Origin of the sequence: Klebsiella sp. BDA134-6 (assembly GCF_015601345.1) — a bacterium.
GTDB lineage: Bacteria > Pseudomonadota > Gammaproteobacteria > Enterobacterales > Enterobacteriaceae > Klebsiella > Klebsiella grimontii.
Window position 1 is genome coordinate 5,611,834 of the sequence record NZ_CP064784.1, and the last position, 24,177, is coordinate 5,636,010.

A 24,177-nucleotide genomic window follows, 5' to 3' on the forward strand; every position below is an offset into this window, starting at 1 on the left:
TCAGGGATGGAAGTAAAGAAACTGAACGTCAGAGACCGAAAACAGCCGCTCGCGCTGTAAAACCACATGCGCCGCGCCGCCCTGTCCCTGTAGCCAGCGGGAATAAAGCCCCTCGAGTATGGCACAAAACGCATTACACCAGCGTACGCGGCGCGCTTCATCGCGGCTCACCGGCAGCGCCTGATGGCGTAACCGCAGGCCATCATCGCTCACCTCAACGCTCACCAGCCCCCACTGAAAGCGGCTGAGCTGCGCATTGATATGGGCTTCCAGCTCACCGATCGTCTCCGACTCCGGCAGCGGATGCTCATCGGCCAACGCCTCGCCCATTTGTCGCAGAAAGGGCTGACTCTCCAGTTCACCCGCGTTGTTGACCATGCCATCAACCATAATCAGCAGCAGATCGAACCACCCGGCAGGCGTTTGCTGCTGCTGAAACCAGGTCGTCACCAGCGCATTATTATTGTCCGTCATGATCAGCGATCTCCCAGCATGTAGCGGATATAGAGGCCGGCGGTGCTCTCGTTATAATCGCCGAAAGTGTCATAGCCCACCTGGCCGCCGAGCGTCATCTGTTTATTCACTTTGTAATCCGCGCCGGCGCGCAGCGTATAGCCGATGCCGCTCTTCGACGTGGCTGAATAGTACGCCTCTTTGGCAAAACCGTTGCTCACAGCGGTCTCGAGCGTCTGCTGCCACTCGGCGTTGGTCGGGAAATAGGCGCTCTTATCCTGGCTGTACGATTGATACCCCACCGAACCGCCAAGCTTCATCGTCCAGTTATCATATTTCTCCGTCAGGCTGACCGGCAGCGACACGCTGACGTAGTTCTGCGGGCTGAAGTAGCCCCCTTGCCCGTAGGTGAAGTAGCTGAGGTTTTTCGAGTAATCCATGTAGCTCATACTCAACCCGGTTTGTAACTGACGATATTCATCGTGATAAGGCCGCAGGTAAACCCCAGCGTTGGCGTTAATGCTGGTGTTGCTGGCGACGTTTTGACCAAGGTAGCTATAGCCCCCGCCGCCGACGTAAAAACCAGCATCGCCATCGTCATAGCTTAGCTGCAGGGTGCCGCCATTTTTGGTCACCTGACCCCAGGTCTTGCCGGAGTAGGAATCCTTCAGCCCCACCCAGGAGAGCAGGCTGTCGGTCAGCGAACGACGCTCGCCGGTAAAAATCAGCGACAGGTAGTTGGTCAGCTTTGGCGACCACTTCACACCGCCCACCACGGTATTCAGATCCTGACCCAGCGGCGTGCTGCCGATATCGACGCGATATTCGTCGCCGCTCAGCGCCAGCGCCAGCTCCACGCCGTTCGCCTTCTGTGAATCCGTCGAACCGCTGGCCTGATCAACGTTAGGTTTCAGATTTGAAGAAGCCAGATAGCTGGCAACTTGCCCGGAGTCATAGGTGCCGAGCTTTGCCAGATTCTCCATGCCGCTGCTGGTGGTGGCATTAAAATCTGAAGCATTCAGCGTGCCGAGGCCGCTCAATGTCTCCGCCCCCGGATTGTTGGCAAAGTACGTCGTGCGCTCGGTAGCGGTCATCGCCGCAATCGCCGCCTGCTCGCTGGTGGCCGTGGAGATCATATTGGAGACCGCGTTTGATAGCGGATTCGCGCCATAGCGCCGCCAGGCGTCGCCGGTTGCCGTCCCTGCGTTCAACGTAATTGGCGTCACGGTAAAGTCGAAACGCGAATCACCGAACGGCGAGGAGGACCAGGTCAGGGGGGTTTTTATTTCGGTCAGCTTGCTGGTGCCGGATTCACCATCACGACCGCGAACCTCCATGCCCCCCTGCAGCCAGGTGCCGGTTTTTTCCTGCAACGTCTCCATCATGGTGTCCACCTGGCGCAGCATTCGGGTCTGCGCGGTTTCGACCGGCAGATCGGTGCGCTGGATCCCCGGCAGCGTGCTGCCATCGCCCGTCGATACCTGAGAAACCTGCCACGGCATATATTGCCCGTAGGTGGAGGCAGTACGCGTCGCCGCCGGCGTACGCGAGACGCCGACAAACGGATTATCCGCCGCCAGCACGCCGCCCACGGTCGGCGTTTGCGTACCGTTGCTGCTCTGTAACCCCAGCAGCCTTCCGCGAGCGCTGCGCAGATAGGTCATCGCCTGCTGATGATGCCCCTGCGATTCGGCAACGCGCGCCAGCAGCAGCAAACGGTCCGGCGAATTATCCGGGCGCAGCCCGCCTGCCAGCTGCGCCGCCCGGTCGTTATCGCCTGCCGACAACGCGACATCAATAGCCCCGCTGCGCGCGTCCTGGGTCGGCGTATCGCGGGTCATCAGGTAGTCATAGACGACCCCGGCCTCTTTATTCATTTTGCCGCTCTGATAGAGACGCGCCATGGCGAACATCAGGTCGGTATTTTGCGGGTCGCTTTGCATCGCGCCCATCAGCTTGTCATACGCCGCCGCGTAGTTGCCCTGCTCGCGCAGATGGTCCGCTTCGTTAATCACATAGCCGTTGCGGATACTGGCTAGCTGCGTCGGCGTACTGCTCGCCTGCAGCTGCGGGTTGGTGAGCAGCCTCTGCGCTTCGTTCGTCAGGCCTGCCTGGTTAAGTACCGTCACCTGGTCTGCGTAATCCCCGGCATTACCCGAGATACCGCCGTTAATATTGTTGCGTACCAGCGATACCGCGGTGGTCACATCGCCGCTCTGGGCCAGCAGACGCGCCAGTTTACCGACATCAGCCGGGGCTTTTGGCGGCGTCGCGGCCATCGCCCTTAGCGTATTGGAAGCCGCGACGGTATTCCCCTGCGCCAGATAGCCCTGCGCCGTCGCCAACTGCAGGTTGTAGTTCACCCGCTGGTGTAAATCGCGCATCTGGCTGGTCTGGCTGGCGGGAGGAATTCTCGCCAGCAGGGTTTGCGCCTGCTGCCAGCCGCCGTTCTCGCTGGCGAAAAGGGCCGCGGCGTACAGCGAGCTGCTGCTGGCGCCGGGACGATACGCGGCGCCCATGATCGCGTTCGCCTCGCCGTCGTTACCGGACTTTTGCAGCAGTCGGGCCAGATCGAGGCGCATCCACGCATCGTCCGGATAGCGAGAAACGCCCTGGCGCAGCGTGGCGATAGCCCCGGTCACGTTACCACCGCTGGCCTGCTCCTGCGCCTGCCGACGCAGGGAGTCTCCCGGCGTCCCGGTGACCACGCGCGGCTGCAGTTTTTGCTGCAGGCTTTCCGGCAGCGTTCGCAGCATCGCCTGGGCTTCCGCAGTTTTATTCTGTTCACGCAAGACGTAATAGAGATTCTCCCGGGCGGGGCCATTTTGCGGCTGGTCGTTGAGCAGCGCCCGCAGCGTTTGTTCGGCCTGAGGCAGATCTTTGTTGTGGCGCAGAACGTCGGCGCGGAACAGCTTCGCCGCCGAGCCCTGGGCTCCGCTCTGCTGCGCCAGCGGCGCGGAGAGCGCCAGCGCCTGGCTAATGTTGCCTTGCTTGTAGGCCTGCTGCGCCTGCGCGAGCTGGCCGTAAAACAGCGCATCCGCCGCCTGCTGGCGCCGGGTTTCAGAACTCTCGCCGCCGAGATCCGCCGCCCGGCTCAAATATTGAGAAGCCGCCTGAAAATCGCCGCTGCGCTGGGCGATATAGCCCATCCCGGCAAGCGCGTCAGCGTCCTGCGGATTGGTTTGCAGGACCTGTTCAAACTGCTGCTTCGCCGCGGCGGTATTGCCGCTGTTCAGGTCAGAGTAGCCCTGACCGCGCGCCTGGCCGCTACGCCGTTCACGGAAGTAGTTTTGCACTTCGCTATCCTGCGGGTGGCGCTGCATCCAGGTATCGTAAAACGGTTCATCCCCCGGCTGTGGTCCCATCCACAGCAGCGCCTGGCGCAGTCCGGCATCGGCCTCTTTGCTGCCGCTGGCCATCGGCTCCAGCATAGCGATCCCTTCCCGCCGGGTCTCTTCGCGCCAGGTCAGCGCCTTACCCAGGGCTACGCGCGGCCCGTTCTCTTGCGGATGCTGAGCGACGTATTGACGCAGTTCGCTCACCGCCTGCGGATAGAGCGACTTGTCGCTGGCCATCGTCAGGTAGTATTCCGCCGCCAGACCGGAAGGCGGAACGTTGCCGTTAAACATACTCCGCCAGGTCGCCAGCGCGGCGGGCACGTTGCCGCTGCGCGCCTGCTGTCTCGCCAGGTTTAGCTGCCCCTGCGGGACCTGGGCCATTTTTTTGGCGCTATCCAGATCCTGCAAGCCGGGACTGTTGGGCGCCGCTTTCTCCAGTCGCGCCCGCCACTGGGCCGCGGCCTGCAGGTTGCCTCCCTGCTGCGCCCACAGCGCCATCAGGTACAGCGCCTGAGCGTTGTTGGCATCCACCGACAACACTTTTTGCAGCGATTCCATCGCCAGCTCATCGTGGGATTTTTCATGCCAGTAGTTGGCCTGCGCAAACAGCGCCTGTAGCGCCGCATCGTTACCCGCCGCCTGCGCCTCGCCAAAGGCGCCCAGCGTCAGCGCGCCGGACAGGCACAGCGTGGAAAATTGACGGGCCGCCTTATTATTCATTCTGCTGACTCTTTTCATTGGCTATCTCCCGACTCCAGGCGCTTACGAGCATGACGTTTAAACATGGCGGTCAGCGCCAGACCCAGAATCGATGTGGCGATTAACCCCAGCACAGCCAGCAGGCCGGAGTGCTGGTTGGCATACCACACCGCCATCATGTACCACGGCATCTGGCCGCTGGGGAACGGCGTACTGACCTGGAAGCTACGCACGCCGTTATCGCTGGTAATCACCGCCGTATCGCCGCGAATACCGGCATTGATACGCGGTGAATTAAGGTCGTCTTCGAGTTTCGCCAGCTGATCGTCGCTGCTGGCCATCGCCACCACCACTACTCGCTGCGGGTTCCACGGCGAGCGATAGCTAATAAACCCACGCCAGGCGCTGCTGGAAGAGAAATAGCGATCGGCATCCACGCCGTCGGAGGCCCAGTCGCCGCTCAGCCTGCGCTGAATTTTCGCCCATAGCGCCGGTTCACGCACGCTCAGCAGGTTTTCGACTGGGTTATAGGGAGAGTCGGCCAACAGGCGCTGGTTGAACGCTTTTTGGTCAAGCGCGCTCACCGCCAGCACATCGCGATCGCGTAGAAAAGGCGAATTGGCGACGTCGTCAGGAACGCCCAGCATCACGCGGTTATTGGCCAGCGCTTTGCCGGTCGAGTTCCCCGAGCGGGCGGCCAGATTCAGCATCATCGCGACCTGGGTTTCCGAAGGTCGCTCCGGCAGCAGCAGCGTGGTTTGCGAGTAATCCGCTAGCCGGGAGAATGGGAACGACGCGCCGACAAAGTAGGAGAGATTCGGCAACAGCGAGAAGTGCCGGGTGCCGCTCAAATCGATCCACGAGTCGTCGGTAATGCGGCTCTTGATCGTGCTGTTCAGCAGCACTGAACAGGGAGCGCTATCCTTCGGCACCAGATTAAAATAGAGCGAGAGCTGGTTATCGCCGTAAATCAGATACGGCGCCAGCGGGATCGTAAAACGCTCCTGACGCGCGTCGCCGCCCAGGTGACGCCAGAGCTTCTCCAGCGGCCCCTGTTTGTTCATCGGCAGGTTGTTGAGAAAGGTGTTGTTGAGCGTCACGCTCAACAACGACTTGTCCTCGTTAATCCAGCTCTCCGACGGGAAACGGTAGCCAATCTGCAACGGAATGGTTTCGCCATCCCACAGGTAGAGATCCGGCGCGGCGCGGAAGGCGACGCGCAGCGGTTCATGCCACACGCCGCTGACGGTCATACTTTGATCCTGGCGGATCAGCTCGCTGATTTTTACCGGCCGATCGGTGGCGATCCAGCGCGGGGCGTCATACGGCTTGCCGACGGGAATCGCCTGCGGATCAACCTCCATACTGGCCGTCTGCAGGGCGAAATCGCCGCGGGTCAGACGCCAGGCGGCCATCCGCAGCGCGGCGTCATTCTGCCCGACAATCAGCAGCAGCTTATAGGCCGGGTTGCCGGGATTCTCAACGATCCGCAGCAGCGGCTTGTCGGTTTGCGGTAGCGTCAGGCCGCCCACCCGATCGCCGGGGTGGCCGATAATAATGCCGTGCTTCTCAGGCAGGCGATCGCGCAGCGCGTCAAAGGCGATACCGCGATAGTCGGCCTGAATACCCAGCCACGACGACACCAGCGCCGCAGCGCTGAAGATATCCGCCGTCGATTTCTCCGGATAAGCGATAGCGATATCCGCCGGCGTCATCTGCATGCTGTCGAAAAACGGCCGCGGAAAGTGGCTTAAATCGTTGCTGATATTGAGCTGCTGGCTCTCCCAGCTAAAGTGCGAGGCGGGTAAAATGGTCACCCGCGAGGTGTCGTGAATATCGAGCCGGCACTGCATCGCGTCGCCGTCGTTAATCTTAAAGCTCAGGTTGTTGCTGGAGACCATCAGCGCCGCCGGGATATCCAGCTGATAGTGCGAAATATCCTCGCCGTCCGCGCCCAGCGGCAAGGTGCCGAGGGGCTGGCCATTGAGCATTAACTGCAGCGTGGCGTTGCGGGCCGCCATCTCCGGCGAGACCTTAACGTCCAGCATCAGCTGAGCGTGGGTCACCACCTGATCGGAGGGCAACGTAAAGCTGGCGCCGCCCTGGTTTTGCCCGCCGCTAAGGATGATGCCGTCCGGCATACCCATCTGCGTCAGGTTCAGGTTACCGCCGACAATCGGCGTTAGTGGTACCGTATCAGGAATGCCGGGGGCGATCGGCGGCGGCATCGCGGGTAGCGAAGCCGGCTGAACGGCGTTTGCCGGCTCGGGCTCCGTCGCGGCGGGCGAATTCGCCTCGGCCGCCGATGCGCCGTTGGCTTCCGTCCCGGATAGCGGAAAGTTAAGCTGCGGCAATGCGTCAGCGGGCGTTTCCTCGCTATGCAGCGTCGGCGCAGAGAGCATCCCGGCCAGCAGCGCAAGCGTCGTTAAGCGTTTCATAAGCTACCATCCTCCTGCGCCGGATTGGCCGCAGGCGGCTGGCGGCGCTGGCTGCGGCGCGTTTTCCACGTTAGCCAGAACAGTTCAAACACGCAGCGCAAAATGGTGGCAAAAGAGCGGAACGGGTTATCCTGCGGGCGCGGCGGGTTAATCCACGCATCGGCGCGGGCCAATACCACGCGCACCAGTTCGCGGCGGCGGGAAAGCTGAATATTTTCATCAAATTGCAGGCGGATAAAGCGCTCATCGGCGGTGATCTGGCGTACCGGAATCGAGATCGCCCCGGACTGGAGGATCAGCTCAATCTCTTCAATTTCATCCTGCAGGTGACGGTTATCCGGCGCGCTAACGCGACAGCCGCCCATTGACAGGTCCGCGGTGTGGCTGCGGGAGACAATGCCGCTGGCGTAGTGGATAAGCACCGGGATATCGACGTCAATACGAATCGTTTTTCGCACCTGGCGGGTTTCGCGCGCCACGGCGATGGCCGCCAGCAGGAAGATCAGGCTGTAAATTCCCCAGCCGACGTTCAGCGCGATAACGTTCGGGTCTGAGGCAAAGTAGTCGTGACCGATGGCGCGGACGATACCGACCACCACGCCCAGGCCCAGCAGACAGGCGACGACCAGGTGCGGTCTGACGACGGTAAAGTCGAAGTAGCCTACGTCCAGCAGGCCGCCTTTATCGGTCACGTTGAATTTCCCGCGTTTGGGGAAAATCATGGTCACCAGCGTCGGCAGCACCAGGTGGAACGCCAGCACGATATCGTAGATTTCGCCCCAGAAGCTGTAACGATAGCGACCGTTCATGCGCGAACCGACGTAGATCGCGAGGAAGAGATGCGGCAGCGCGTAAGAGACGATCAGGCTGGCCGAGGAGTAGATGATATTCAGGTTGAACAGCAGGTAGGCCAGCGGCGCAGTGACAAAGACCACGCGCGGCAGGGCGAACTGATAATAGAGCATGGCGCTGAGGTAGCACAGGCGCTGCTGAAAGGTCAGCCCGCGGCCCAGCAGCGGGTTATCCAGACGGAATATTTGCGTCATCCCTCGCGCCCAGCGGGTACGCTGAATGACGTGCACCACCAGACGTTCGGTGGCTAAGCCGGCCGCCAGTGGGATATCGAGGAATGCCGACTTCCAGCCCAGACGCTGGAACTTCAGCGCGGTATGGGCATCTTCGGTCACGGTCTCTACCGCAAAGCCGCCGATCTGCTCCAGCGCGGCGCGGCGAATGACGGCACAGGAGCCGCAGAAAAAGGTCGCGTTCCAGTTATCGTTCCCCTGCTGAATCGGGCCATAAAACAACATCCCTTCGTTAGGAATATTGCGGCCAACGGAGAGGTTGCGCTCAAAGGGATCCGGCGAGTAGAAGTAGTGCGGCGTCTGTACCAGCGCCAGCATCGGGTCGTTGAGGAATCCGCCTACCGTCGCCTGCAGGAAAACGCGGGTTGCCACATGGTCGCAGTCAAACACGCAGATAAGCTCGCCGTGGGTCAGCGTCATCGCGTGGTTGAGGTTGCCCGCCTTGGCGTGTTTGTTGTCGTTACGGGTGATATACCCCACCCCAACGTCGGCGGCGAAGACCGCAAATTCATTGCGCTTCCCGTCATCCAGTAAATAGATTTTTAATTTATCTTTAGGATAATCAATACACTGTGCGGCCAGTACGGTATCACGCACCACTTCAAGCGGTTCGTTATAGCTGGGAATATAGATATCGACCGTCGGCCACTTGCTCATATCATCCGGCAGCGGGACGATTTCACGCTTTAGCGGCCAGACCGTTTGCAGGTAGTTAAGCAGTAGCATCACCCAGATATAGACTTCCGCCAGAAACAGCCCCATCCCCAGAATCGCTTCGATGGTGGAGTTAAAATGCAGGGTCTGCGTCAGACGGAAATACATATAACGGGTCGACATCAGCAGCGATGTCACCACCATGATGACGGAAACGCTGCGATTTTTACTGAATCCCATCAGGAAAAGAATACCGATGCTCAGCAGGCCAAAAATATACTGCTTTTGGCTGTCCATCGGCGTGATCACCACCAGCACGGCAATCGGCGAAAGCACCAGTACCAGCAACCAGAAAAGCGTCTTTTTCATTCAGCAGCCCTGCAATTAAATTAAAGCCCTGACCTGCGAGGCTGGCTATGCACCTTGCCGTCACCAATATTGATACCCAACAGCGCAGAAATTTTTTTGGCAATAATTTCAATATCAAAGGCGGCTGCGGAGGATGAATTAAAGTCAAGGATCGACTTCTGGGAAGCATTCGCTTCCACCACGCTTTCATCACGATGAATGATGCCCAGCAAACGATCGCCCAGCTTTTCTTCCATCAACGCCGTGACATCGCGACTGACCTGGCGACGGCTATCGCTCTGGTTAATCACAAAATAGTGTCCGTGTTTCTGGTTGAGTTCGCCCCCGGTCAGCCGCTGATTGTCGACGTGCGACAGCACCGACATTGAAGCGGTATCCGCCAGCAGCGGTACCAGATGCAGGTCGGCAAGCGAAGTGAGCGCTTTCAGCGCGGGCGACGGGCCCGGCGGCAGGTCGGCGATGGTAATCAGCCCCGGATAGTTGAGTAATGCCGCCAGGCCGCGGGTCAGGAAATGCTCGTCGTGGGTCAAACGCTCATCAAAAGCCTGTCGCTGGGCTTCACTCACGTCGCCGTAGGGCAAGACGAAAATATTGCTGCCGGCGCTTAATACGCACTGGCTCCAGTCATGGAGCTCCAGCGCTTTCGCGACATAGCCGCGCTCATCGCTAAGCGGGACGCCAAAATGCAGGCGCAGGGCGTTCTGCACATCAAAATCGAGGGCCAGAACTTTGCTGCCTGCGCGGGCCAGCGCCCAGGCCAGATTTGCCGCCAGGGTCGTCTTTCCTACGCCGCCTTTCGGTGAACACACGCAGATCAACGGCATGTCGCGATCCTCTCCAGGAGTGATTTCAGTGACTGATCTTTATCTTTTGCTACCGGCTCTGCGGTTTTTGTCGCAAAGAGATGGGCAAACCCTTCCGCCGTCGGCGCTATCGCCGGGCGATGTCTGACAGCCGGAGCTGTCACGTGGTCAGATAGCGGTGCAGCAGGTTGCGACACGGCTGCCCGGGGAGCTTGCCCGGTCGCGGCCTCGCTTGCCTGCACTACCGGTTCTACGGCCACCGGAGCAACAGGACTCACCGCGGGAACAGGCTGCGGCGCTGATGATGCGACAGGGTCTGGAATCATTACCGACGGCACAACCGACGATGCCGCCGGCGCGGTCTGAACGGCTGTCCGCTCCACCTGATGAAACATATTGGCAGGTACCAGCTGCGGCACGGGTAAAGATACCGATCCGCCCATAGCCAAAGAGGATGCTTCCTCCGCGGGAATAAGCTGATTGAGAATAACCCAATCGCCTTTTTCACCGGCGCCGGTTTCTGATGAGAGGTCCTTGAATTTTAGACTGTGTGTCCGCGTCTTTTCCTTGAAGCGCTGCAAATCATCATAATGGTTCATAGATAACCTCATGATTTAAATACATCATATTTAATCTGTTTTAATTGTCATTCTACGCCGCTAAAGCATAGTTTAATTTGTTGTTTTTTGGGCATTTATCCGGCGTCATGCCCGTCACAATATGCTAACTTTAGTCGCGATTTGATTATTATGAATAAGTCAGGCTGGTGTAATACCATAGTGGTAGTGCGGCTACACTAACAGCTCTTTTTCAAAATGATAGCCCCATTTTTTAGGCGGCGGCGCCGTCTTTCCCCCCGCAGCCTGCCAGGCTATTCGCAGAGAGTAGTTTTTTATACTGCCTTAATTTTAAAAAACGGCGTAATACACGCCAACCGACGGCTAAAGAGAATACATTTTAATATTTTTTAAGGCGTTTAGAAATCACCTCCCGCGCTTAATTAAAATAATAAATAATGTTCTGCCGCAAAATAAATAGCTCAGGATGTTATCCAAAAACCAGGAATATAAAGCGTTGAGCGAACAACAAAGAACAACATCAGAAATCATTGCTGCCCCCCTTTTAGACCACCTGAAAGCTTGAATAGCGTAAAATAAAATATATTCAGAGAGTTAGCTTAGTTGATAGACATAGTGATTTCAGATCCTCTATATTCGATAAATGTTCGTTTTATGTTCCCGATTGTGAAGGGGTTTTTCAGTCTATACACAAAATCATTCGAGATGCACCGAGGCGGCAAGGGAAGAAATCCCCAGGAGCATAGATAACTATGTGACTGGGGTTTCTGAGTGCAGCCAACAAAGAGGCAGCTTGAAGGATGACGGGTATATCGCTAGGAAGAGGGTATGTTGATAAGCGTCCAGGCATTGAACGTCATCGTCACCATCGCGCGCTGTGGCAACTTTAGTGCTGCCGCCGAAGAGCTGCACAAGGTGCCCACGGCTCTCAGCTACACGGTACATAAGCTGGAAAACGAGCTGGGCGCCAAACTGTTTGAACGCCAGGGCAAACAGCTGATCCTGACGGAAGCGGGCCGTTATTTTATCAAAAAAGGGCAGTTGATCCTGAGCGAACTGGGAGAGTTGCAGCACACCACTCGTCGCATTGCCAGCGGTACAGAGACGAGCTTAAGCCTCTCGCTCAATAACATTATCAGCCTGCAACCTATTTACGCGCTGTTGAAACAAAGTGAACACCACTTCCCGCAAACGGAAATTCAGTTGAGTATTGATGTGCATGATGGCGTCTGGGACGCGCTGCTGGAAAAGCGTGCGGATATCGCTATCGGCGCGCCTAACCAGGTGGTACGCCACGGTGAAGTCCTTTGTGCAGAAATGCCCGCCGTTGAGTGGCTGTTCGCCATTGCGCCCGACCATCCGCTGGCGGCGGTTCACCGCCCGCTACAGGCAGAAGATCTGCGCCGCTACCCGGCAATCTGTATCCAGGATACTTCCGTGCAGCTCGAGCCACAGGTTGCCTGGCAACTGCGCGGCCAAAAAGCGCTGCTCGCTCCCGATTACCACAGCAAAATTACGATGCATCTCCACGGTCTGGGCATTGGCTTTCTTCCCCGCCATTTTTGCCAGCGCTACATTGACGACGGCAGACTCGTTAGCGTGCCGGTGGACGTCAGTAAACCGCCGACGCCGCTTTTTCTGGCCTGGCAAAACGAACCTCCCCGCCCTTGTTGCCACTGGTGGCTGACGCAGTTGCAGCGGGCGGATGTCATCGAAGGGTTTTTAACCGAACTCAGTTGACCGGGTTTGCTGATATACCCTAAATAATTCGAGTTGCAGGAAGGCAGTGACGCAGGGAATCCCCTGGAGCTTGACTTCCGTAAGTGACAGGGGTGAGCGACAAATCTGTCCGGAACAGATTGCAGGGCGAGGCTCATGGATGAGCCGAGTAACAAAACTAACGCACATGCAACTTGAAGTATGACGGGTATAAAACGCTGACCGCCGCCGCCATCCCGGCCAGCATATCCAGACCAGACGTATGACCATACCCGGCAACCGCAGGAAAATTAACCGCAGGCGTCGCCATCAGCGCTAACAAATGCTGGCTATAGCGCCCCTGACACGCATGTCCCAGCATTTCCCGACTGATATCCGTGGTAGCTAACAACAGCGGGGGAATAGCCCGGCGCAGCAAGGAGAGCCGGGTTCTCCATGACCAGCAATACGCCCACCAGGAAATCATCGCCTGAGGGCGTTAGCCCCTCCCCGCGCCCAATCAGAAAACGCAGCAGGGGAACGACATCACCTTCACCATTCGTCAGCCAGCGGGTAAAGCGTTGATAGACATCAGCCAGCGCGGGCTCTTGCTGCAAGGCCAGCCGAATACCATTGCAGGGTTGCCCTGCGAGGAAAACAGATAATGCGCTGGCGAAACGCCGTAAATTCGCGGCGTTTCCGGCAGAAATAAGCTGCGTGGAGACAGGAGTCGAACCGAGCATCGACACATCGCCCCCGCGGGGCAAACAGGCCACGCTCGTCCCGGCGATAAAACGGAGTCGCAAATCGTCGACGTCGACAATGATACCGTTGGGGGCCAGCGGCATTTCGCGGGTTTGCACAACCCAGAGTTCGCCATTCGGCATGAGCAGATTACAGGCGTGGGTGAAGACCGAGTGCACGCGCCCCGCTTGGCCAGAAGTCAGCCTGGCGCAATGTTTTAGTGCATTCAAAGCCATACGTTAACCTTATTTCCCGAGGGGGTTCACACTTTTGCACATCCATTTTCACCCCCTTGACCGACCGGCTGATATCCCCTGTTCGCCGTAATCCCCACGGCATCAGGACCCCAGCCATTTTGCCTTGCCGATATGGATTTATCCCTCATATTTTTTGAGGGATAAGCAGAAAACCTTTCTGCGCAGCCATCGCGTTCTGTCCATACACTGCTAGTGTAGTCATAGCTAACAAGGGATCGTTTATGCGTACTATTCAAGCTCAACCTTTTGATTTCACGTTTGATCCTGCCAGCACTGCGCTGGTCATCATCGATATGCAACGCGACTTTGTCGAACCCGCCGGTTTTGGCGAGGTGCTGGGTAATGACGTCTCGCATCTGCGCCGGACTATCGCGCCATGCCGTCAACTGCTGGAACAAGCCCGAGCCTCAGGGTTATTTATTATTCACACCCGCGAAGGCCATCGCGCGGATATGGCGGACTGTCCTCCAGCGAAAAAAACACGCGGCGGGAAAACATTTATCGGCGAATCCGGCCCGATGGGGCGTATTTTAATTCGCGGCGAACAAGGGCACGATATCATCCCGGAGCTCGCGCCACTCCCCGGTGAACCGATTATCGATAAACCCGGCAAGGGAGCATTTTACGCCACCGACCTGGGGCTGATTCTGCAAACTCGCGGCATTAAATCACTGATTATCTGCGGCGTGACCACGGAAGTGTGCGTGCAAACCACGGCCAGAGAAGCCAACGACAGAGGCTACGAGCTGGTCATCCCGGAAGACTGCTGCGCCTCCTACTTTCCAGAATTCCACCGCGCCGCGCTCGACATGATGAAAGCCCAGGGCGCCATCGTCGGCTGGGTCAGCGATTCAGCCAGCATTATCGGCGCGCTGCAAAACTAATTTTTCGACAACTGGTAATAACCCCATTCCGCCACATCTGTGGCGGTGGCCTCTTATTGCCCGAGGACAGGAAATGACTCTGCATTACCACTGCTTCCCTAACCTGTATAAAGATTCCGTTTCTCTGATGCAGGTTTCCGCAAAACTCAATGCTTTAGAGGGCGTTGAGCAAGCTTCTGTCGCCATGGCGACGGCGGCCAATATCGAACGCATGCGCGATGCGGGAATGCCCATTACGCTTGAGGCCCGACCTAACGATCTGCTTATTGCCCTGCTGGCCGATGACGAAACGGCAAAACAGGCGCTGACGCTGGCGGGTGAGTTACTGAGCCCTCCAGCCGCAACGGAAAACACCGAAGGTACAACCCGACGCCCGGCCACCAGCATCGCCGCAGGTGTGGGAGCGTCCGCGCAGGCTAATTTGGCGCTGATTTCGGTTCCCGGCAGCTACGCCGCCGCCGAAGCGCTTAAAGCCCTGAGCGCCGGGCTGCACGTGATGCTCTTTAGCGATAACGTCCAGGAAGAACAGGAAGCAGCCATTAAGCAGTATGCCCGCGAGCATAACCTGCTGGTGATGGGGCCGGACTGCGGTACCGCCATCATCAACGGAATGCCGCTGGGATTCGCCAACGTAGTCCGCCGCGGAGCGATTGGTCTGGTTGCCGCTTCCGGTACCGGCTTACAGGAAGTGAGCTGCCGCATTCACCACCTCGGTGAAGGTGTTTCGCAAGCTATCGGCACCGGCGGTCGCGATCTGCACGAAGAGATTGGTGGTCTGAGCATGCTGCAAGGGATCGCCATGCTGGCGGACGATCCCGAAACGCAGCTCATTGCGCTGATCTCCAAACCACCGTCACCCGCCATCATGGAAAAAGTGCTGGAATCCGCCCGTCAGTGTGGCAAACCGGTTGTAGCCCATTTCCTCGGGACAAGCGAGGCGACGCTGCTGACGTATGGCATCATCCCAGCCCACAGTCTGCAGCATGCCGCGGATATCGCGGTCGCCACGCTGCGGGGAGAAACGGCCGCCGCCAGCCATTCCTTACCTGAAGCCTTACGGCAGCAAGCGGTGCAATCGATTCGCGAGATGACCGCGGAGCAAACCGACATTCGCGGCGTTTTCGCGGGCGGGACTTTCTGCTACGAAGCCCAGCTCGCGCTCCAGGCGGCAGGACTGTCCTGTGAATCCAATGCCCCTGTAACGGGCGCACGGGCGCTGCAGGATAAACATCATGGTCACGGCCACAGTCTGGTGGATATGGGCGATGATGAGTTCACCCAGGGACGCCCGCATCCGATGATTGACCCGGAACTGCGTAACGCGCGCCTGCTGTCGGAAGCGCTGGACCCGCGCACCGCCGTCCTGCTATTCGACATCGTGCTGGGCTATGGCGCCAGCGCCGAGCCGTGCAGCGCCCTGCTGCCCATTATCGAAGAAATTCAGCGCATTGAAGCCGCTGAACAGCGCCATATTGTCTTGCTTGCTCATGTCTGCGGCACGGATACCGATCCCCAGGACAGAGCGCAGCAGATCACGCTGCTGCAAAGCGCTGGCGTCCTGGTGGCTGACAGCAATATCGAGGCCGCTCGCCTGGCGGCATTTATCGCGCAACAACGGAAATAAACTATGACGACCTTATTTCAACAACCGCTTTCGGTTATCAATCTCGGACTGGAAAGTTTTGCTGATAATCTGCGCGAAGCCGGTGGCGAAGTGCTTCATCTGCAATGGCAACCCGTGGCGCAGGGTGATGAACAGGCGGGCTGGACGCTGGCGACCCTGCTGGCCGACGAGCGTATAAAAGCCGCTAACGAACAGGCGCTACAGCGCTATCTTGATGCCCAACCGGTACTGGTCGATGTCGCCAAAGCCAGCGAGGCAATCTCCGGCCTGAACGGCGTACGCAAAATTCTTCATGCCGGGCCACCGATCGCCTGGAGCGATATGTGCGGCCCGATGCAGGGCGCGATTGCTGGCGCGATTGTTTTTGAAGGCTGGGCCAGCAGCACGGAAGAAGCAATGCAAATGGCGGCGACGGGGCTGGTCGATCTCGAACCGTGCCATCATCACCACGCCACCGGGCCGATGGCAGGGATTATCAGTCCTTCCATGCCGGTGTGGATTGTAGAAAACCGCACTCACGGCAATCGCGCGTTTTGTAACTTCAACGAGGGACTCGGTAAAGTTCTGCGTTTCGGGGCCAATAACGAGGATGTGCTGAGCCGCCTGACCTGGATGGGGAACGTGCTGGCTCCTGCATTGAAGCAGGCGCTGGCGCTCAGCGGCGAAATAGAGCTCAAACCGCTGATTGCCCAGGCGCTGCATATGGGTGATGAGTGCCATAACCGCAACGCGGCAGCGAGCGGGCTGTTCTTTAAACGCCTGGCGCCGCATCTGGCGCGTATTCAACACGGCCCGGAAGCGCTGGAGTTTATCGCCGCCAACGACCATTTCTTCCTTAATCTTTCGATGGCTGCCTGTAAATCAATGCTGGATGCCGCCTGTGATGTGCCGCACAGCTCGCTGGTTACGGTAATGGCGCGCAACGGTGTCAACTTCGGCATTCGCCTCTCTGGTACCGGTGAACGCTGGTTCCAGGCCCCGGCTAATCCCGTCGATGGCCTGTTCTTCCCTGGCTACGGTATCGACGATGCGGCGGCCGATTTAGGCGACTCGGCAATTACCGAAACCGCCGGGATCGGCGGATTTGCCATGGCAGCCTCCCCGGCCATCGTTAAATTCGTCGGCGGCACGCCAGCCGATGCCGTCCGTCATAGCCTGACGATGCAGGAAATCACGCTCGCCACCCATCCGGCGTTCACGCTGCCCGCGCTGAACTTTGCCGGTAGCGGCTGCGGTATCGATGCCCGCTACGTGGTTGATCGCAATATTCTCCCGGTCATCAACACCGGGATTGCGCATAAACGCGCGGGCGTAGGGCAGATCGGTGCCGGGATCACCACTGCGCCGCTGGCCTGCTTTACCGCCGCGCTTCGCGCGCTGGCAGAAGGAGCTGACCATGAAAAAAAATAAAGTCGCCGTCGTCGCCGTCGGCGGTAATGCATTGATCCGCAACCCCGGAGAAAATGCGCTGGAACAGCAGTACGAAGCGGTAAAAGCCACTGCTGAAAATGTGGTTGATCTGATTGCCGCAGGCTGGCGCGTGGTGGTGACGCACGGTAATGGTCCGCAGGTGGGTTTTATCCTGCGCCGTAGCGAAATCGCCAAAGACGCCGTTCCTGCGGTGCCGCTGGAGTACGCGGTCGGCGATACCCAGGGCGCAATTGGTTTTATGTTCCAGAACGCGCTGAATAACGCATTGACCTTACGCGGTCTTGATAGCGTCAGCGCCGTCGCGCTGGTGACGCAAACGTTAATAGACCCAAACGATACCGCCTTCAGCCATCCTGATAAGCCTATCGGCGACTATATGACTCTGGAAACGGCGGAGACGCTGGCGGCGGCTCAGGGCTGGGATATCGCAGAAGATTCGGGCCGCGGCTGGCGACGCGTCGTGGCATCACCGGCACCAAAAGAAGTCATCGAAACGCCGGTTATTCGCACCCTGCTTGAGCAAAATGTCTTAGTCATTGCCTGCGGAGGCGGCGGTATTCCAGTCTGGCGCGATACGTCTGGCAAGCTTATTGCCGCCCAGGCGGTCATTGATAAAGACCGCGCATCGGCGCTGCTGGCCTGCGAATTGCAGGCGGACATGCTGCTGATTCCGACCGGCGTAGAGCAAGTCGCCATCAACTTTGGCACACCGGAGCAGCGCTGGCTCGATACTTTAACGTTAGCTGAAGCGCAGGCCATGCTGCAAAGCGGTCAGTTCGGAGCCGGCAGCATGGCGCCAAAAGTCGAAGCCATGCTCACCTTCCTGCGATGTAATCCTGCGGGGGTTGGGCTGATTACCAATCCGGAAACCATCGTTCGCGCCATTGACGGTAACGGTGGAACCCGGTTTACCGGTTAAGTTTACGCCGCCATGCGCACGGCGAATGGCGGCCCTATATTCAGGTATAAATAAGGATAAATACGATGTCAGATAGCAAAATCCTGCTTGCGGTTAACGGCACGCTAATGCGCGGCCTGAAGCTAAACCCCAACATGCTTGCCGTTAATGCCGAATTCGTTCGTGAGGATAAAACGGCCTCCTGCTACCGCTGTTGGAGCATCAACGACGATCACCCCGGAATGATTCGTTCACCGGATAACGGCGCAAAAATCGCGCTGGAAATCTGGGCGGTTCCTCCTGCCGGACTGGGGAATATTCTGCAAAAAGAACCTGCCGGACTCTGTATCGGCAAAGTGTTACTGGACGACGGTAGTGAAGTGTTGGGCGTTCTGGCGGAATCCTGGCTGGTTGAAGGCCAGCCGGAGATCACTGACCTCGGCGGTTGGCGGGCATACACCGGCCACCACATGACTGAATAACTTCAGGAGAAGGATTATGGGGCAAGGAAAACTCACATTTCGTCCACCGCTATGGGTGACGGGCGATCTCAACGCTTTTTTCGGACTGTTTACCAACGTATTACTGAACGTGCTGGTCCTGTCAGGCCTCGCGCTGTACGTCGCGCAAATCCCGGCGACCACCGTTTATGGCCGCATCCTACCAGCGTTAGGTATCGCGCTGCCGCTGGGTAATCTGTTTTACGCCTGGCTTGCCTGGCGGATGGCAAAACGCGAGGGTCGCGACACGGTGACCGCCCTGCCATACGGGCCAAGCGTACCGCACATGTTCATCGTGGTGTTCGTTGTCATGCTGCCAACGCTGCTTATCCATAAAGACTGGATGCTGGCGTGGAAGCTCGGGCTTATCTGGGCAATGATTGTCGGCCTTATTGTGCTGGCAGGCGTGCTGGTTGGCCCGGCGATTCGTAAATATACGCCGCGCGCCGCAATGCTGGGGACGCTGGCGGGGATTGCGATTGCGTTTATCGCCATGCGCCCGGCGTATCAGATGTTTGATACCGCCTGGATTGGCATTGTCTGCTTCGCCATTATCCTGCTCAACTGGGTCGGTAACGTGCGGCTGCCGTTCGGTCTGCCGGGCGGGCTGGCGGTGGTTCTGGTGGGTTGCCTGCTGGGCTGGGGCGCGACCTGGCTTGGCTTTAGCGACATTATGAATCCGGCGGAAGTCAAAGAGGCCGCGGGGCGTTTCTCGCTCTATTTACCCACGCTTTCTACTGATGTCTTTAACGTCCCGATGAGCCTGGTCTGGCCACTGCTGGTGACGGCGATCCCGTTAGGGATTTTCAACTTTACCGAAATCCTCAATAACGTCGAATCCGCCGCAGTAGGAGGCGACAGCTACAACCTGCGCGCGGTACTGGCGGCTGACGGGCTGGGCGCGATTGTCGGCGCATTGTTGGGTTCGCCGTTTCCACCTGCGGTTTATATCGGCCATCCGGGCTGGAAAGCGATGGGCGGGCGCATTGGTTATTCGCTGGCAACCGGTGTTTGTATGGCCATCGTCTGCTTCCTGGGCCTCACCGCGCTGCTGCTCTCCATCATCCCACTGGTGGCAATCGTACCTATTCTGCTGTTTATCGGTCTGGTCATTGGCGCTCAGGCGTTCCAGGTGTCGCCGAAACGCCACGCTCCGGCGATCGTGTTGGCGCTGGTACCGAATATCGCCGAATGGGCGAAGAGCCAGGTCGATGGTGCGCTGGCGGCGGCCGGCGCGAATACCGTCAACCTCCCGGCTGACGTCGTTAATACGATGGCCAACAACGGTGTGCTGTATCACGGTATGGCAACCACCGGGGGCGGTGCGGTGTTGGCGGGGTTAATGATGGGGGCGATTGCCGCGTTCATTATCGACCGGCGCTTTAACTGGGCGGCGCTTTATGCCGCAGCAGCCACCGTCCTGTCGTTCTTCGGCTTTATTCACGGCCATCAGATGGCGTTTAACGCTTCACCGACGGTGACGTTTGGCTATGGCGTTGCCACGCTGTTCCTGACCTTTATGGCCTGGCGACAGGTTAAGGAAGAAGGAAAAGTCGACTGGTCGCCAATTGATAATGGCGATGAGGTGGTACATTAAGTCATAAACCGCCGCTGCCGGGATTTTCCCCGGCTTGCGGCGTAACACCTTAGCCGGGCTACGGGAACGCAGGCGTCTGTGAACCCGTAGCCCCGGTAAGCGTTAGCGCCACCGGGGAAGACAATACCTGATTATCAGCTCAGCGGTTTCTCGCCGTTTTGATCCTGGTCGACGGCAAAGCAGGCCACCAGCTGGCCGCCGTAATCCTTCAGCTGCGGCTGAAGCTGAGTGCATGGGCCAAAGCGGCGACGGCAGCGGGCGTTAAACGCGCAGCCCGGCGGCGGATTCAGCGGGCTCGGCAGCTCGCCGGTCAGCTTGATGCGCTCGCGGCGGTCATCCGGGTTCAGGCGCGGCGTTGCCGACAGCAGTGCCTGAGTGTAAGGATGCTGCGGGTTGTTGAAGATTTGATCCTTCGACCCTTTTTCCACGCAGCGGCCTAAGTACATCACCATCACTTCATCTGCGATGTGCTCCACGACCGACAGATCGTGGGAGATAAAGACGTAAGAAAGCCCCAGATCCTGCTGCAGATCCATCATCAGGTTCAGCACCTGCGCGCGCACCGAAACGTCCAGCGCGGAGACCGGTTCGTCAGCGATTACAACGTCCGGGTCAAGCATCAGACCACGGGCGATGGCGATACGCTGACGCTGGCCGCCGGAGAACATATGCGGATAGCGGTCGTAGTGTTCCGTTTTCAGGCCCACTTTGGCCATCATCGCCAGCGCTTTCTCCCGGCGCTGCTCCTTACTTAAGCTGGTGTTGATCTGCAGCGGCTCTTCCAGAATTTGCCCCACCTTTTTGCGCGGGTTCAGCGAACCGTAGGGGTTCTGGAACACAATCTGGATTTTCTGCCGGCGCAGCTTTTGCGCCTGCGGATCGTGCTTAAGCAGATCCTGCCCCTGATAATAGAGCTCGCCGCCAGTGGGGATTTCAATCATCGTCAGCAGACGGCCGAGCGTCGATTTACCACAGCCGGATTCCCCCACCACCGCCAGCGTTTTACCGCGTTCAAGAGTAAACGAGACGCCGTCCAGCGCTTTGACCAGGCGTTCCGGCGCAAATAGCCCCTTCTTCACCGGATAGTATTTCTTCAGATCGGTGGCCAGCAACAGAGGCTGTTGCGTGGTGGCCTCATGCGTACTCATAGCCCTGGCCTCCCGGCATCATCAAGTGGGTAATGACATTTTGACTGACGACCGCCGTTAAGCAGGTTCAGTTCAGGTTCTTCACTGCGGCATTTGTCTGTTGCATACGGGCAGCGCGGGTTGAGCAGGCAGCCGCTCGGACGGTCGTATTTGCCCGGCACCACGCCCGGCAGCGAGGCGAGGCGCGCTTTATCCTGAGCGAACTCCGGCAGCGCGCGCAGCAGCGCCTGCGTATAGGGGTGGCGAGGCGCGCGGAAGATATCCTTCGCATCGCCGGTTTCCACTACCTGGCCGGCGTACATGACGATGATTTTGTGCGCCGCTTCGGCCACCAGCGCCAGATCGTGAGTGATCAGGATCAGCGCCATATTCTCTTTCTGCTGCAGCTCCAGCAGCAGCTCGATGATCTGCGCCTGAATGGTCACATCCAGCGCCGTCGTCGGTTCATCGGCGATCAGCAGCTTTGGCCGACAGGCAATCGCCATCGCGATCATCACACGCTGGCTCATGCCGCCGGAGAGCTGGTGCGGATAGACATCGAGACGCGAAGCCGGGTCGGGGATCCCCACCAGCGTCAGCAAGTCAATCGCCCGTTGAATACGCGTTTTCTTATTACCGCCCTGGTGGACCTTGATGGCTTCCATAATCTGGTAGCCGACGGTATAGCACGGATTCAGACTGGTCATCGGGTCCTGGAAGATCATCGCCACTTCCGCGCCCACCAGCTGGCGGCGCTCTTTTTCGGAAATGCGCTTCAGGTCGCGACCGTTAAACTCCAGCTTTTCAGCCATCACCCGGCCGGGGTAGTCAATCAGCCCCATAATCGCCAGCGAACTGACCGATTTGCCCGAGCCGGACTCGCCGACAATACCGACCACTTCGCCCTGGTTTACGCTGTAGCTTACGCGGTCTACGGCGCGGAACGGCGTCCCTTCGTCGCCGAAGTGCACCGAGAGTTTATCTACATTTAATAACGCCATCTCGAACCTCTTACTGCTTCAGTTTGGGATCGAGCGCGTCACGCAGACCGTCACCCATCAGGTTAAATGCCAGCACCGTCAGCAGGATAGCGACACCCGGAAAGGTGACGACCCACCAGGCGCTCTGCGCGAACTGCAACACGTCGGAGAGCATCGTGCCCCACTCCGGTGTCGGCGGCTGCGCACCCATGCCAAGGAAGCCAAGAGCGGCCATATCGAGAATGGCGTTAGAGAAGCCCAGCGACGCCTGAACAATCAGCGGCGCAAGGCAGTTGGGAAGAATGTTGATGAACATCTGACGCATAGCCCCTGCGCCCGCCACCCGAGAAGCGGTCACGTAGTCGCGGTTGACTTCCACCAGCACCGCGGCGCGGGTCAGACGCACGTAGTGCGGCAGGGCGACAAAGGTTAGCGCCAGCGAGGCGTTGACGATGGATGGGCCAAAGATGGCCACCAGCACCAGCGCCAGCAGCAGGCTTGGCAGGGCCAGCATAATATCGACAACGCGCATAATGACCGAGTCAACCACGCCGCCAAAATAGCCAGCAATCAGGCCGAGTACCACGCCGAGGATCAGCGACAGCACCACCACCAGACAACCAACCAGCAGCGACAGGCGCGCGCCGTACATCAGGCGCGACAGGATATCGCGGCCGACGTCATCGGTGCCGAGCAGGTGGGTCACGCTGCCGCCTTCCTGCCAGAACGGCGGAGCCAACAGCGCGTCGCGGAACTGGTCCGCCGGGTTATAGGGCGCGATGAAATTGGCGAAGACGGCGATGATAATCATCACCGCGACGTAGGCCAGCCCCACAACGGCGCCTTTGTTGCGTTTAAAATAGTGCCAGAACTCCTGCAAAGGGGTCATTGGCACCGGTGCGGCGACAACTTTATTTTCAGTAACTTGTGACATGATGGCCCCTTACTTCTTATGCCGGATACGCGGGTTCACCACGCCGTACAACAGGTCGACCAGCAGGTTGACGAGAATAATCATCGTCGCCACCAGCAGCACCCCGCCCTGCACCACCGGATAGTCGCGGCGCTGCAGCGCATCAATCAGCCAGCGGCCAAGACCCGGCCAGGAGAAGATGGTTTCGGTCAGGATGGCCCCCGCCAGCAGCGTACCGACCTGCAGGCCGATAACCGTGACCACCGGCAGCATCGCGTTACGTAAAGCATGAACGACGATCACCCGCATCCGCGTCAGGCCTTTCGCGCGCGCGGTACGGATATAATCCTCGCCCAGCACTTCCAGCATCGACGAACGAGTCATACGCACGATCACCGCCAGGGGAATCGTCCCCAGCACCACGGCGGGCAGGATCATATGCATCACCGCATCAATAAAGTCGCCCGGCTCGCCCCAAATCGCGGTATCGATCAGCATAAATCCGGTCAGCGGCAGGGTATCGTCAAGGAAGACGGTATCGCTGATACGCCCGGAAACCGGCGTCAGGTTAAGCTGTACCGACACCAGCATGATCAGCATCATCCCCCACCAGAAGATAGGCATGGAATAGCCGGTCAGCGCGAGGCCCACGGAGGTGTGGTCGAAGATAGAGCCGCGTTTGACCGCCGCCAGCACACCCACCGGGATCCCGACGATGATGGCAAAAATCATCGCGCAGACGCCCAGCTCCATGGTGGCCTTAAAGCGCGGTACGAACTCTTCCCAGACGGGAATACGGCTTTTCAGCGAGATGCCCAAATCACCGTGCATCACGCCCCAAATATAGTTGACGTACTGCTGCCACATTGGCTTATCGAGGCCCATTTCGGCCAGCAGCTGCGCGTGACGTTCAGGGGAAATACCACGTTCGCCCGCCATAATCATCACCGGGTCGCCGGGGATCATATGAACGAAGGCAAAAGTGAGAAGGGTAATACCGATAAATGTTGGGATGACAAGTCCCAAACGTCGGAGAATGAACTGCAACATAACCCGGATTCTCTCTGGAGACGACCCGCCTGGTGACAGGACGTCTGTATTGCTCAC

Annotated in this window: 18 protein-coding genes and 1 pseudogene; 7 read left to right on the forward strand and 12 right to left on the reverse strand. The window is 58.6% G+C overall.

What is annotated here, in order from left to right; all coding sequences use genetic code 11:
- The 6 genes and pseudogenes from bcsD to IYV58_RS26085 all read right to left on the reverse strand — a co-directional run bounded on the left by bcsD (position 1) and on the right by IYV58_RS26085 (position 10,438).
- Positions 1-477 (reverse strand): cellulose biosynthesis protein BcsD, encoded by a 477-nt coding sequence (bcsD, locus tag IYV58_RS26060; protein ID WP_162626056.1) that lies wholly within the window; start codon positions 475-477, stop codon positions 1-3.
- Positions 477-4,529, reverse strand: a complete 4,053-nt coding sequence (locus tag IYV58_RS26065; protein WP_087828563.1) for a cellulose biosynthesis protein BcsC — start codon at positions 4,527-4,529, stop codon at positions 477-479. The genes bcsD and IYV58_RS26065 overlap by 1 nt, the downstream gene beginning before the upstream one ends.
- A complete protein-coding gene (gene bcsB, locus IYV58_RS26070) occupies positions 4,526-6,928 on the reverse strand; it encodes a cellulose biosynthesis cyclic di-GMP-binding regulatory protein BcsB (protein WP_049114976.1) in 2,403 nt (800 codons plus the stop codon). Before bcsB ends, IYV58_RS26065 begins: the two co-directional genes overlap by 4 nt.
- Positions 6,925-9,036: a UDP-forming cellulose synthase catalytic subunit gene (gene bcsA / locus IYV58_RS26075; RefSeq protein WP_087828562.1), complete on the reverse strand. Its 2,112-nt coding sequence runs from the start codon at positions 9,034-9,036 to the stop codon at positions 6,925-6,927. Before bcsA ends, bcsB begins: the two co-directional genes overlap by 4 nt.
- Positions 9,037-9,056: 20 nt before the next feature.
- Positions 9,057-9,849: pseudogene (gene bcsQ, locus IYV58_RS26080) on the reverse strand (cellulose biosynthesis protein BcsQ).
- 1 nt (position 9,850) lies between these two features.
- On the reverse strand, positions 9,851-10,438 hold the full coding sequence (locus IYV58_RS26085; RefSeq protein WP_004126356.1) for a cellulose biosynthesis protein BcsO: 588 nt from the start codon (positions 10,436-10,438) through the stop codon (positions 9,851-9,853).
- A gap of 807 nt (positions 10,439-11,245) precedes the next feature.
- On the opposite strand from IYV58_RS26085, the gene IYV58_RS26090 reads away from it, so the two are divergent.
- Entirely contained in the window at positions 11,246-12,157 is a 912-nt protein-coding gene (locus IYV58_RS26090) for a LysR substrate-binding domain-containing protein (protein WP_004126358.1), read from the forward strand.
- A 157-nt stretch (positions 12,158-12,314) separates the two neighbouring features.
- Here IYV58_RS26090 and IYV58_RS28635 read toward each other — a convergent pair whose 3' ends face one another.
- Positions 12,315-12,497, reverse strand: coding sequence for an oxamate carbamoyltransferase subunit AllH family protein (locus IYV58_RS28635; protein ID WP_195729330.1), 183 nt, complete (start codon positions 12,495-12,497; stop codon positions 12,315-12,317).
- Positions 12,466-13,095, reverse strand: coding sequence for an oxamate carbamoyltransferase subunit AllH family protein (locus tag IYV58_RS28500; RefSeq protein ID WP_195729331.1), 630 nt, complete (start codon positions 13,093-13,095; stop codon positions 12,466-12,468). The genes IYV58_RS28635 and IYV58_RS28500 overlap by 32 nt, the downstream gene beginning before the upstream one ends.
- Positions 13,096-13,337: 242 nt before the next feature.
- On the opposite strand from IYV58_RS28500, the gene IYV58_RS26105 reads away from it, so the two are divergent.
- From IYV58_RS26105 to IYV58_RS26130, 6 genes are all read left to right on the forward strand, one after another.
- Complete coding sequence (locus IYV58_RS26105) at positions 13,338-14,000, forward strand: cysteine hydrolase family protein (RefSeq protein ID WP_112165996.1); 663 nt, start codon at positions 13,338-13,340, stop codon at positions 13,998-14,000.
- A gap of 73 nt (positions 14,001-14,073) precedes the next feature.
- A complete protein-coding gene (gene fdrA, locus IYV58_RS26110) occupies positions 14,074-15,624 on the forward strand; it encodes an acyl-CoA synthetase FdrA (protein WP_112165998.1) in 1,551 nt (516 codons plus the stop codon).
- A gap of 3 nt (positions 15,625-15,627) precedes the next feature.
- Entirely contained in the window at positions 15,628-17,034 is a 1,407-nt protein-coding gene (locus IYV58_RS26115) for a YlbE family protein (protein ID WP_142445853.1), read from the forward strand.
- Positions 17,021-17,974, forward strand: coding sequence for a carbamate kinase (locus IYV58_RS26120; RefSeq protein WP_142445854.1), 954 nt, complete (start codon positions 17,021-17,023; stop codon positions 17,972-17,974). The genes IYV58_RS26115 and IYV58_RS26120 overlap by 14 nt, the downstream gene beginning before the upstream one ends.
- A gap of 65 nt (positions 17,975-18,039) precedes the next feature.
- On the forward strand, positions 18,040-18,435 hold the full coding sequence (locus IYV58_RS26125) for an allophanate hydrolase-related protein (protein ID WP_123828674.1): 396 nt from the start codon (positions 18,040-18,042) through the stop codon (positions 18,433-18,435).
- Positions 18,436-18,451: 16 nt separating this feature from the next.
- The gene (locus IYV58_RS26130; protein ID WP_004126379.1) at positions 18,452-20,050 is read left to right on the forward strand and encodes a hypothetical protein; all 1,599 of its coding nucleotides are present in this window, start codon (positions 18,452-18,454) and stop codon (positions 20,048-20,050) included.
- Between the two features lie 134 nt (positions 20,051-20,184).
- Here IYV58_RS26130 and dppF read toward each other — a convergent pair whose 3' ends face one another.
- From dppF to dppB, 4 genes are read right to left on the reverse strand one after another with little or no spacing between them, the layout of a single operon-like run.
- Entirely contained in the window at positions 20,185-21,198 is a 1,014-nt protein-coding gene (gene dppF / locus IYV58_RS26135) for a dipeptide ABC transporter ATP-binding subunit DppF (RefSeq protein WP_004126382.1), read from the reverse strand.
- Positions 21,195-22,178, reverse strand: a complete 984-nt coding sequence (gene dppD / locus IYV58_RS26140) for a dipeptide ABC transporter ATP-binding protein (protein WP_004126385.1) — start codon at positions 22,176-22,178, stop codon at positions 21,195-21,197. The genes dppF and dppD overlap by 4 nt, the downstream gene beginning before the upstream one ends.
- A gap of 10 nt (positions 22,179-22,188) precedes the next feature.
- Entirely contained in the window at positions 22,189-23,091 is a 903-nt protein-coding gene (gene dppC, locus IYV58_RS26145; RefSeq protein WP_004126388.1) for a dipeptide ABC transporter permease DppC, read from the reverse strand.
- A 9-nt stretch (positions 23,092-23,100) separates the two neighbouring features.
- Positions 23,101-24,120, reverse strand: a complete 1,020-nt coding sequence (gene dppB, locus IYV58_RS26150) for a dipeptide ABC transporter permease DppB (protein ID WP_004126390.1) — start codon at positions 24,118-24,120, stop codon at positions 23,101-23,103.
- Between the last annotated feature and the right edge of the window lie 57 nt (positions 24,121-24,177).